Origin of the sequence: Dolichospermum circinale AWQC310F (assembly GCF_000426925.1) — a bacterium.
Taxonomy (GTDB): Bacteria; Cyanobacteriota; Cyanobacteriia; order Cyanobacteriales; family Nostocaceae; genus Dolichospermum; species Dolichospermum circinale.
Genome location: NZ_KE384670.1, coordinates 25,876 through 37,357 on the forward strand (window position 1 = coordinate 25,876; position 11,482 = coordinate 37,357).

Annotated in this window: 11 protein-coding genes and 1 riboswitch; of the genes, 5 read left to right on the forward strand and 6 right to left on the reverse strand. The window is 39.8% G+C overall.

Annotation, left to right across the window (positions count from 1 at the left end; translation table 11 throughout):
- Nucleotides 1-26: 26 nt before the first annotated feature.
- The 5 genes from lptB to ACIR310F_RS0105650 all read right to left on the reverse strand — a co-directional run bounded on the left by lptB (nucleotide 27) and on the right by ACIR310F_RS0105650 (nucleotide 3,723).
- Nucleotides 27-755, reverse strand: coding sequence for an LPS export ABC transporter ATP-binding protein (lptB, locus tag ACIR310F_RS0105630; RefSeq protein ID WP_028082971.1), 729 nt, complete (start codon nucleotides 753-755; stop codon nucleotides 27-29).
- A 27-nt stretch (nucleotides 756-782) separates the two neighbouring features.
- Nucleotides 783-1,271 carry an LptA/OstA family protein gene (locus tag ACIR310F_RS0105635; RefSeq protein ID WP_028082972.1) on the reverse strand — a complete coding sequence of 163 codons (489 nt, stop codon included), beginning with the start codon at nucleotides 1,269-1,271 and terminating at the stop codon, nucleotides 783-785.
- 480 nt (nucleotides 1,272-1,751) lie between these two features.
- A complete protein-coding gene (locus tag ACIR310F_RS0105640) occupies nucleotides 1,752-2,144 on the reverse strand; it encodes a DUF309 domain-containing protein (RefSeq protein ID WP_028082973.1) in 393 nt (130 codons plus the stop codon).
- Nucleotides 2,141-2,506 carry a ferredoxin thioredoxin reductase catalytic beta subunit gene (locus ACIR310F_RS0105645; RefSeq protein ID WP_028082974.1) on the reverse strand — a complete coding sequence of 122 codons (366 nt, stop codon included), beginning with the start codon at nucleotides 2,504-2,506 and terminating at the stop codon, nucleotides 2,141-2,143. Before ACIR310F_RS0105645 ends, ACIR310F_RS0105640 begins: the two co-directional genes overlap by 4 nt.
- A gap of 41 nt (nucleotides 2,507-2,547) precedes the next feature.
- Nucleotides 2,548-3,723 carry a DUF58 domain-containing protein gene (locus tag ACIR310F_RS0105650; RefSeq protein ID WP_028082975.1) on the reverse strand — a complete coding sequence of 392 codons (1,176 nt, stop codon included), beginning with the start codon at nucleotides 3,721-3,723 and terminating at the stop codon, nucleotides 2,548-2,550.
- Nucleotides 3,724-4,002: 279 nt separating this feature from the next.
- On the opposite strand from ACIR310F_RS0105650, the gene mtnA reads away from it, so the two are divergent.
- Nucleotides 4,003-5,037 (forward strand): S-methyl-5-thioribose-1-phosphate isomerase, encoded by a 1,035-nt coding sequence (gene mtnA / locus ACIR310F_RS0105655; protein WP_028082976.1) that lies wholly within the window; start codon nucleotides 4,003-4,005, stop codon nucleotides 5,035-5,037.
- Nucleotides 5,038-5,146: 109 nt separating this feature from the next.
- Here mtnA and ACIR310F_RS0105660 read toward each other — a convergent pair whose 3' ends face one another.
- On the reverse strand, nucleotides 5,147-6,358 hold the full coding sequence (locus tag ACIR310F_RS0105660) for a bifunctional cobalt-precorrin-7 (C(5))-methyltransferase/cobalt-precorrin-6B (C(15))-methyltransferase (protein ID WP_035367669.1): 1,212 nt from the start codon (nucleotides 6,356-6,358) through the stop codon (nucleotides 5,147-5,149).
- A gap of 232 nt (nucleotides 6,359-6,590) precedes the next feature.
- Nucleotides 6,591-6,714, forward strand: a riboswitch (adenosylcobalamin-variant (AdoCbl-variant) riboswitch).
- 50 nt (nucleotides 6,715-6,764) lie between these two features.
- Here ACIR310F_RS0105660 and cobG point away from each other — a divergent pair.
- The 4 genes from cobG (at nucleotide 6,765) to cobJ (ending at nucleotide 11,405) form a co-directional block, all read left to right on the forward strand.
- Nucleotides 6,765-8,204: a precorrin-3B synthase gene (gene cobG, locus ACIR310F_RS21675; protein WP_035367671.1), complete on the forward strand. Its 1,440-nt coding sequence runs from the start codon at nucleotides 6,765-6,767 to the stop codon at nucleotides 8,202-8,204.
- Between the two features lie 7 nt (nucleotides 8,205-8,211).
- Entirely contained in the window at nucleotides 8,212-8,838 is a 627-nt protein-coding gene (locus ACIR310F_RS0105670; RefSeq protein WP_028082978.1) for a precorrin-8X methylmutase, read from the forward strand.
- Nucleotides 8,838-9,545 (forward strand): precorrin-2 C(20)-methyltransferase, encoded by a 708-nt coding sequence (locus ACIR310F_RS0105675; protein WP_028082979.1) that lies wholly within the window; start codon nucleotides 8,838-8,840, stop codon nucleotides 9,543-9,545. The genes ACIR310F_RS0105670 and ACIR310F_RS0105675 overlap by 1 nt, the downstream gene beginning before the upstream one ends.
- Before the next feature lie 150 nt (nucleotides 9,546-9,695).
- On the forward strand, nucleotides 9,696-11,405 hold the full coding sequence (cobJ, locus tag ACIR310F_RS0105680) for a precorrin-3B C(17)-methyltransferase (protein WP_028082980.1): 1,710 nt from the start codon (nucleotides 9,696-9,698) through the stop codon (nucleotides 11,403-11,405).
- Nucleotides 11,406-11,482: the final 77 nt, after the last annotated feature.

Genomic DNA, 11,482 nt, shown 5'->3' on the forward strand with positions numbered 1-11,482 from the left:
AGATAGGGGAATGTAGGTTAAACAATTTAAACAGAGAAATTATCACCTAAATAGTATTGTCGCACTAAAGGATTATTATAGAGTTCATCAGCATGACCAAAGGCGAGAATTTGTCCCTCGCGCATGATATAAGCACGGTTTGTAATGGACAGGGTTTCGCGGACATTATGATCTGTGATTAATACACCCATACCACGTTCGCGTAATTGACCGACAATTTCCTGAATTTCAGAGACAGCAATGGGGTCAACTCCCGCAAAGGGTTCATCTAAAAAGAGGAATTTAGGTCCATCCTTACCTGCGGCCAAAGCTCTAGCTAATTCTGTGCGTCGTCGTTCACCTCCAGAAAGTTGAATACCTTTACTACCAGCCACTTTTTCTAAGCGAAACTCCCGCAATAAAGTATGTAATCTTTTTCCCCATTCTCTTCTAGGAACTTGAGTTTGTTCAAATACCAGGAGAATGTTTTCTTCCACTGAAAGATGACGAAATACACTTGGTTCTTGAGCTAAATAGCCAATACCTAATCTAGCCCTTTTGTGCATGGGATAATTAGTAATATCAAAATTATCTAACCACACTTTACCATGATTAGGTTTTTCTAAACCTGTAGCAATATAAAATGTTGTTGTTTTTCCAGCACCATTGGGACCGAGTAAACCGACAACTTCTCCTTGGTTAACAGAAAGGCTAACGTGATTAACAATTAATCGTTTACCGTAGGATTTCTGGATATTCTCTAAAACAATTTTCACACTTAGGTTTTTCCCTGGTAGTAAATGCTAATTAGAACGCTTTAGGGATGGTGTTTTCGGGGCTGGTTTAGTAGTTTGTCTTGGGGAGTCCTCTACCATGTAGATTGATTCTACCTGACGATTAGACTGAGGTAAAGCAATAAATTTACCTTCGTCAATTAAATAGGTGACTTTTTCCGCACGAATACTATTAGTACCCTGTTGTAAGATGTACACATTGCCACTGAAATCAATCCGTCTTTCCTTGCTAAAGTATTGTGCTTGAGCGGAAGTGGCTTGAATTTGACGAGCCGGATACAGCATTTGCACATTACCACGGGCAGTAATTACTTGGGTTTTCGCATCATATTCCTGAACATCAGAGCGGATAGTCAAAGGACGATTCCCTCCAGCTTGGGCTATAGCAGGTTGGATTTGGGTAGACAATGAGACTGTAACCACAAAGGAAATTGGCAGCAATAAAGCCAATCCTAAGCGGCTTATCTGTGATTTTAGCAATTGATAAGAAGGTATCATAAAAGTCAGGCAATAGGGAATAGGGAATAGGGAACACAGAAATAAAAATCAAATATGAGTTTTATAGCAAAAACGGACGGTGGTTTTAAATTTTAGTTTCCCTTTGAAAATGTCTGATCAAAACTGGCAAGAATTTGTTAGTTAATTGTTACTAAGTTATTGATTTTTACATACAGTGAATTTCATCTAAATGAGGTACAATTTTAGTGGGCAAGATGCCCGCACCACAAGATTTTTATCATTAATATCTGTACCTCATAACATCGGAAATTGCTGTATCTATGTACTTACAAAAAATTATTAAATCATACTTATACAAGTCATGGGTTAGACATTAATTGACCGCAAATGGTATATTTTAGGTGAGTCAAATGCCAAAATTTTGTTAATTATTACCATTACCGAATTATTGAAGACGCACCCTACAGGAGATGATTAAAGGATTAAGTTATACAAATCATCCAAATCATAGTTTAGACGCTAATCATGACTCAGAGAAATGTTGGGTAAAATCCAAATTTGATTTTCTAGCAACTCAGTATTTGCCAATGGTTCTAGACTTTCCTGTTGTAGTATTGTTAATAAATCTACACTTTGGGTCAATAATTTTTCCACATTAATACCGCCGTAGCTAGGTAAATAACGTCTAAGACGATTACTACCTTCTCCCAAAAGGATCATCGCTCCTCGTCGGTTAGAATTACCTAGATGATAGAGTCCTACAGCGATTTGGAGAATACCTTGATAAAAAGTTTTATCTGGTTCGAGACTATCGATCCAGATTGCTTCTAGAATGTCATGACAAGCATAGAACTCTCCCGCATTGAACTGTTCTATACCATGCCAAAACTCGTCAGGCATGGTTTCATTCATCCCATACTATCCCGAACTTCTTTAATAGTTGCCATGGATATTTCTTGTTTATCACCGACAAAATCATTATCAGGGGTGAGGAACAGCATACAGTGACATTCTTTACGTTCGCGCATGGGTACGCAGGGACAGTTCCAAAAAGCGGCGTTAACTTCGGCCTCTTTATCCTCATAATGGCGACAGGGACATAAAGGCGCTCCCAGGTCGTCTTTGTGTTTAGCTAGTCCTTCAATAACAACTGCGGTAACGGAAGGTTCAGAACAGAAGAATGTTCCCGTCCTTTTAGCGTATTGTTCGGAAAAATACCGCATTGCTTCTAGGCTTTTATCGCTAGATTTTAAATTTACTTCTGGTGTAGTCATTGCTGATAAATTTTCATGTTTCTTTGCATTGTACATCACGGTCAGTGAGAGAAATCACTTTCAAACAAACTCAGAGCTTTTTGTAATTGAGGTTGTAGTTCTTGTTCGTTTTGAATAAAAATACCAGGATATTCTCGATTAATGACGGTTTCTGCGAGTGAATATGGGTTTTGCCAGAGTACCCAACGACTACCAAAGGGTAAAGAGGATGTGGTAAAGGAGTTTTGTGTGAGCCAAATTAAGGGACTATGATCTGGTGGTATGCTGTTTTTTTCCAGGGGGTTGGTGGCCGCTAAGGTTTCCAGAACTGGGATATCTCCTTTAATTAAACCTGTAGCTGCTGTCCAGAGTTGCACTTGCAGTTTTTGTTTCTGGGCATAGAAATACAAAGAAGCAGCAGTAATTACCGCTTGTTCAAATAACTCCTGTTCCCATTGGAAGGAACTATCTATGGCAATAATAATTTCCTGTCCAGCAGTAATAACTTCCAATTCCCGCACTCGTAATTCTCCATAACGGGCGCTAGTCCGCCAATGAATTAACCGGGTCGGATCACCAAGGCGATAAGGACGCAGCGATCGCACTAATCCCGTTGTAGCAGTTTGTAATGGTTTACCACGAGGATCTCCCCGGTGGCTATCGTCTTGTCCGATTTCATCAATTAAAGGGCAATTGTTGAGAGATAAGACGGTAGGATAAACTATTGCCATAGCTTCACATTGTCGCTGACGACGACACCAAAATAAACCCCAAGGCGCACCTGTTGCTAATTCTACTCTGTGCCAGCGGTAAACCCCCCGCTGTTGGGTAGGAAGATAATATATGCAGCGGTAACTATCCTGTGGTTGAATAACTTCAATACTTTGCTGGACTGGCTGACCTAAAACATAAGGGATAATGTCCCTGACTTGTAATAAACTTACTGGTTGTTGTCTATGATTATGAACTTCGATCTCAATTTTTAGATCATCACCAGCGGTTACTGGTGCAATAGGACGACGTTTAACAATTATACCCACAAGCGATCGCACAGGCATAAAAGCTGATATTCCCAAAAGCGCAAAACTAACTCCACTAATAACATACAGCCAGCCAGCCATGGTATTAATACCCGCACCTAAATAACATATAGAGATTCCCACTAACACCCAACCGCTATAAGCAGGCGCACAAGCGTGGGTTTCCAGCCAATAGTTGATTTTTTCGGTAATTTTCATCTTTCTTTTTTAACTTAATTTGTAGAAAAGGCAATAGGTAATAGGCGATAAATTTGTTTAATAATGATTAAGGATTGTTATATGAGGACGACACGCAACTGGCATAATACATAAGATTCTAGAAGCCCCGGTGACTGGAAGTCGCGGCTATACCAACAAAGTCCGCCTCAGGGAAATAGATAAAAATTCAGACTTGACAACCCACTCAGGTGAATTTTACCTGTGTAGATATGGTTAAATGTCCACCTAACTAAACCCCTACAACCAACAACTGATCACATGGTTTATCCCGTTACTTGGCATAATAATTCAGTATCACTGATTGATCAAACTCGCCTACCTAATGAATATACAGTGGTGGAAATTCACCGCAGTCAAGATATGGCCGAAGCTATTACAACTATGATTGTTAGAGGTGCGCCAGCAATTGGAGTGGCTGCTGCTTATGGAATGTATTTGGGGGCTAGAGAAATTGAAACCAGCGATCGCCAGGAGTTTTTAGCTAAACTAGAGAAAGTGGCCAATTTATTGCGTTCTACCCGTCCCACTGCGGTAAATTTATTTTGGGCAATTGGTAGAATGATGCAAACGGCTTATGAAACTTTGGGAACAGTTGCAGAAATTCAGCAAACTCTTTTAGAAACAGCTAAAAATATCAGCGCCGAAGACTTACAAACTTGTCAAGCTATAGGCGATCATGGTTTAGGCGCATTACCACAAACCCCAGAAAAACTAATTATCCTCACCCATTGTAACGCAGGTGCTTTAGCCACAGCCGGATATGGTACAGCTTTAGGTGTAGTCCGTTCCGCTTGGAAACAAGGACGTTTAGCTAGAGTATTTGCAGACGAAACCCGTCCCCGCTTGCAAGGGGCAAAACTCACCGCTTGGGAATGTGTACAAGAAGGGATTCCAGTCACAGTAATTACCGATAATATGGCCGCCCACTGCATGAAACAAGGTTTAATAGATGCTGTAGTTGTAGGCGCTGATAGAATAGCTGCTAATGGTGACACTGCTAATAAAATCGGGACTTACAGTTTAGCTATTGTCGCCAAATCCCATCATATCCCTTTCTTTGTCGCCGCACCTTTATCCACCATAGATTTTCAAATAGCTAATGGTAGTCAAATTCCCATTGAAGAACGTCACCCAGGGGAAATATATCAAATAGGTGAAACTCTTCTCACCCCTCCAGGAGTAGAATTTTATAACCCGGCTTTTGATGTCACACCTGCGGATTTAATTACAGCGATTATTACAGAAAATGGTGCTTTTTCTCCAGGTGATTTATTAACGGCTAAAGAAAAATAAATACTTGCTTTTTTCTCCTTCCCATACAGAGTATGGGAAGGAATTATAAAATTATTAAACGCAGATAAACGCAGATAAACGCGGATGAATAAATACAGATGAATTTTTTTTAATTTTTGATTCCTATCCATTGGGTAACAGGGGACATTGCTTTCCAACCCAAAAATCTTGACCCAATAGGTTCAGCGCGTTGAATCGCAATGCGGGTAAAATTTCCTCCTACTTTTTCATACCATTGATATAAAATTAGTTCACCTTCTAAAGTAACAACATTAACTACCATTCTCCCTCCCGGAAGTAGCGCATTCCAGCAATTTTCTAGAATTTTTGGTTCTGTCACACCACCACCAATAAAAATCCCATTGGGTGGAGGTAAATTTTCTATAACTTCCGTACTTTTACCCACAATAATTTGTAAATTCGGTGTTCCCAAAGCAGCCGCATTATCAGCAATATAATTTATTCTAGAGGCATTTTGTTCAATAGCGATCGCTCGGCATCTCCTATCGCTTCGCAGCCACTCTATAGAAATAGAACCACAACCAGCACCCACATCCCAAAGCAACTCCCCCGGTAAAGGTGCTAAACTCGATAAAGTCACCGCCCGGACTTCTCTTTTTGTCAATTGTCCATCATGATGAAAAGCATGATCAGGTAAACCGGGAAATCTCGATAAACCAACTATTCCCTTATCAGCAATACATTCCACCGCAATAGTATTTAAAGCAGCGATATTTTTTTCTTGCCAATTAGTAGCGATATTTGTGATAACATTCTCATTAATATTACCCATTTTTTCTAAAACGGTAATTTGACTATTACCATAACCGCGACTTGTCAAAATTTCCGCCACATTAGCTGAAGTATGTTTTCCCTCGCTCAAAATTAATAATTTTGCACCAGGATAAATATAAGATTGTAGTAAAGACATCGGACGACCACATAAACTTAGAGTTTCCACCTCCGTTAAAGACCATCCTAGTCGAGAACAAGCTAGACTAAAAGCCGAAGGTGCAGGAATAATTGTAACTTCCGAAATATTAATATCTTTAAGAATAGTTGTACCCACACCATAACATAAAGGGTCGCCACTAGCTAAAATACAAACTGCTTCACCGCGATAACTGATAATTTCGGTTATGGAAGTTTGAAAAGGTGACTTCCAGGGAATTTTTTCCCGGTAGTCGGCATGGGGTATCATGGCAAGATGACGTTCCCCTCCCAAGATGATTTTAGCTTTGTCTAAGCAAGAAACAGCTACGGGACTTAACCCTGCTAAACCATCTTCACCGATACCGATAATTGATAACCATTTTTGCATAATTTGTGAGGTTGTTTGTTTTGTTGAAATATCGTTTTTATTACCTTATCGTCAGGTGGTTTGAGTTGAATAAGAGTTTTTTCTCGCAGAGACGCAGAGACGCAGAGAAGACTGCGGAAGGATTTTTTATGGGTGGGTAAGGTGTTAATATACTTTTAAGTAAAATAGCGAAAGTCTGTTTTAACAGACTAAATAAATATCAATACCATAAAATACTATTTTGTGGTACAATGCTAAAACTTAGGGTTGGGAAACTTCGGTGTAATTCCGAGACTGTGCCGCAACTGTAAAGCAATTTTGGATTTGACTAAAAATCTCAAATCTAAAGTTGGGTAAGTCAGAATGCCAATTCTAGGGTATCTACTCAATTTCTGTCTCTGCGTCACACAGAGAAGGAGTCACGATTTTGCAATTTCCATTGACTGCTTGTCCAGGGTTATTTTACAATACATTAGCCCAAGATGGTTTTCTCTGTCGTCTGAGAATACCAGGGGGAATGATTAATTCTCAACAATTTGAGGCCATAGCGGATATTTCTGATCATTATGGTGGGGGCTATATTGATATTACTAACCGCGCTAATATCCAAATTAGAGAAATTAAACAAGGGATAAATATTCAAGTTCTGGAAAAATTACAAGCACTAGGTTTAGCTGCTACTAATGCTAGTGTAGACCATATCCGCAATATTATGACCAGTCCTACAGCGGGTATTGATACTCAAGAACTAATAGATACTCGTCCCCTAGTTAAAGCTTGGGAAAAACATATTACAGCACATTCTCATCTTTCCCAATTATCGGCGAAATTTAGTGTGTGTTTTGATGGAGGAGGAACAATTTCCGTCAAAGAACGCCCCAACGATATCATCTTAACAGCAGAATTAATTAACAGCAATATCCATTGGCGATTATATCTCAGTTATGGAGAAAAAGGAGAACCAGCCAAAGACACGGGAATTTTACTGAAACCAGTAGAGACAATAGCAGTTTTAGCAGCATTAGCAGAAACTTACCTCAAACACATAGACATTAACAACCGTTGCAAACCACGTTTACGAGAAATCATCAATCACATTACCATCGAAAAATATCTGCACCAAGTCAAAGAAAAATTAGATTCAAACACATTTAATCTTGAAAAAACTTCTCTCTGCGCCTCTGCGTCTCTGCGAGAGAAAAATCTTATAGGCATTCATAGCCAAAAACAAAGCGGATTATATTACATTGGTATTGTTTTACCTCTAGGAAGACTAGAAACCTATCAAATTAGAGGTTTAGCTCATATTGCGAAAAGATACGGTGATGATAATATCAGGTTAACACCTTGGCAAAACTTAATATTAAGCGACATTCCCCAAAATCAAATCATAGAAGTTGAGAAAGAAATTACCAACTTGGATTTAAACTATTCACCAACGGACATCAAAAGTTTTTTAGTAGCTTGTTCTGGGAAACGAGGTTGTGGTGCTGCGGCCACAGAAACGAAAGATGATGCTTTAAACTTGGCAAAATACCTAGAAAATCTTATGATTTTAGATTGTTCGGTTAATATCCATTTTAGTGGGTGCAGTAAATCTTGCGCTCAACATACCCAAGCTGATATTACCTTACTTGGTGTTGCCGGCGGAAATTTTCCGGGTTATCAAATTTATGTTCTTGGTCATTTGCTCTATGAATATGTGACTTTGGCTAAAGTTCCAATTCTAATTCAGCAAATATTAGAAGTGTATCAACAACAACGTCTAAGTTTACAGGAATCCTTCAGGCAGTTTATTGACCGTCAAAAACACCAATTAAACCAATTATTTAGCAAATCCAGTCCAAATTCAACAGTTACAATTTGAAAATACCATGTTTGATTACATCCGTGATGCTAACGAAATATACACTAAATCCTTTGAAATTATTCGCTCAGAGTCCAATCTCCATGTATTACCAGATGATGTGGCTAAAATTACGGTTCGTCTGATTCACGCCTGTGGAATGACGGATATTGTCAAAGACTTAGGATATTCTTCTACAGCGGTAGAAGCCGGGAGAAAAGCCTTAATTGACGGCGCACCGATTTTGTGCGATTCTCACATGGTAGCTGAGGGGATAACAAGAAAAAGACTACCCAAAAATAATAGGGTGATCTGTACCCTAAATGATCCAGAAGTACCACAACTGGCTAAAAGATTAAGAAATACAAGATCAGCATCTGCCTTAGAATTATGGCGCTTTCATATAGAAGGGGCAATAGTGGTAATTGGAAATGCACCTACAGCACTATTTAGGCTATTGGAAATGCTAGACGAGGGAGTTCCTAAACCGGCGTTAATATTGGGTTTTCCCGTCGGTTTTGTGGGTGCGGTTGAGTCAAAAGCCGCATTGTCCGCAGATAGCCGCAATGTACCATTCTTAACTTTACATGGAAGACGGGGCGGAAGTGCGATCGCTGCGGCTGCTGTTAACGCTTTAGCAAGTGAGGAAGAGTAATGACTAATTCTGGAGGTCGTCTTTATGGAATTGGTGTCGGACCTGGAGACCCAGAACTTATTACCTTAAAAGCCTTACGTATCCTCCGTTCCGTCCCCGTTGTCGCTTATCAGTCAGCGGTAGATAAAGAAAGTATCGCCAGAAAGATTGTTTCCCCCTACCTGGATAATCATCAAATTGAGGTATTATTTCATCTTCCTCGCGCCTTAGAACCAGAAAATGCCAAATCTATCTACGACCAAGAAATTCAACCCATTGCTGACCATTTAGCCGCTGGTAGAGACGTGGTGGTTCTCTGTGAAGGAGATCCGTTTTTTTACGGTTCATTTATGTATTTATTTACTCGATTAGCTGATAAATACAAAACAGAAGTTGTTCCCGGAGTTTCCTCACTTATGGCTTGTCCTGTGGCTTTAGGTTTGCCATTTACCTATTATAATGATGTTCTTACCGTTTTACCAGCGCCATTACCAATAGAAATACTAACTAGCCAACTTCTAGCCACTGACGCGGCGGCCATTATGAAACTTGGTCGTCATTTTTCTAAAATTAGGAATCTTCTCCACGAACTAGGACTAGCTTCACGGGCTAGATACATTGAACGCGCTACGACAACGCAACAACGTATATTACCTTTAGATGAAGTTAACCCTTTAGAAGTTCCCTATTTTTCCATGATTATCATCCCTACCAAAAATAAATTGTAGGAAATTGGGAATTGATAACTCTTAATCACTAATGATTATACCATTTCCTACCCCACTAGCGTATTTATCTGCGTTCATCTGCGTTCATCTGCGTTCAATTCCCGATTTCTATCCCGTTTAAATTCTCAATAGCCTATTATCGTCAAATACATGAATACCAGAGTAGTCCCTGCGGTTGTAGTTTTAAATCAAAATAGCGTTATTGTGGGGCGGAAAATTACTAATATCTTTTCAACCGCGAAATTATACGGTTTGGCTACTCGTACTCATGATACTGATATTAGTTTTACCGACTTTGGCGAAACGGTGCGGAAATTGTTCGCTGCTGGTACACCAATAATTGGTGTTTGTGCGGCTGGGATTCTCATTAGAACAATTTCACCCATTTTAAATGATAAAGGACAAGAACCGCCTCTTTTAGCTGTCGCAGAAGATGGAAGTGCTGTAGTACCGCTTTTAGGTGGACTGAGTGGTGTCAATGATTTAGCGCGTCAAATTGGGGAAGTACTGAATATTCAACCAGCAATTACCACCACAGGAGATATCCGGTTTCATACCGCTTTGTTGTCTCCCCCTGTGGGATATCATTTAGCTAACCCAGAACAGGGGAAAAAATTTATTGCTGACCTATTGGCCGGGAAAAAAGTCAAGTTAATGGGAACAGCGCCTTGGTTGAGAGAGAGTAATTTACCTATTGATGAAAACGGCGAGTTAAAGATTAAAATTACCGAATATTTGGGTAATTATGACTGTAATTGTTTAGTTTATCATCCTGCGACCATAGCGATCGCTCTCACCAACCCAGAACCAGATACAATTACTCAAATTCAGCAAATACTCACAAAATCTAACTTAGCATCTGTTGCCGTCGCTGGCATATTTGCACCTCTTCACCTGGCCAATAATTCCCAACTCCATGGTGTAGCTAAGGCTTTAAACGTTCCTGTCCGTTTTTTTCGGGAAAACCAACTCTCCTCCGCTTCAGCCCTAGCCTTAGCAGCCACAGGTACAGATGGTCGGATTATATCATCTCCATCTTCTTCTATTGCCGTGGCCATTTCCAGCCAAATTATCAACCCCGCCACAACAGGACAAGCCCAGGGAAAATTAGCTATTATTGGTACTGGTCCTGGTGCATTTGAATGGATTTCACCACAAGTAAGGGAAATTTTGCATTCAGCTACGGATTTAGTAGGTTATAAAACTTATATTAATTTAATTGCGTCCCTAGCTGTTGGGAAGCGCGTCCATGAATCAGATAATCGAGTAGAAGCAGAAAGGGCTTATCAGGCCTTAGACTTAGCCGCAGGGGGAAAATATGTAGCTGTTGTTTCCTCTGGAGATCCAGGTATTTACGCAATGGCGGCGGCAGTTTTTGAGGTTTTAGACCAATATAATAAACCAGAATGGCAAACAATTGATATTCAAGTCGCCCCTGGTATTTCCGCTATGCAAGCCGCAGCCGCTCTTACTGGTGCGCCTTTAGGACATGACTTTTGCGTAATTTCCCTATCTGATATTTTAAAGCCTTGGGAAATTATCGCCGAAAGAATAAGTGCTGCGGCGGTAAGTGATTTTGTGATTGCTTTCTATAACCCTGTATCAAAAAAACGAAATTGGCAACTAGAGTCCGCGAAAAAGATTTTATTAGCACACAGAAAACCTCATACACCCGTAGTTTTAGGAAAAAATCTGGGGAGAAAGGGAGAAGAGGTTAAAATTATTACCCTAGAAGAGTTAGAACCAACATTAGCAGATATGGGAACTGTAATTATTATTGGTTCTTCCCATACTCAACAAATTCAACAGGATAATAATGTTTGGGTTTATACTTCACGCCGCTATAACTTTGAGGAATAATGTTTTTTGGCGTTGCTGATTAAGAGTATGATTTTATTTCACGCAGAGGCGCAGAGTCTTTTGAGGGTAAGAGTTTC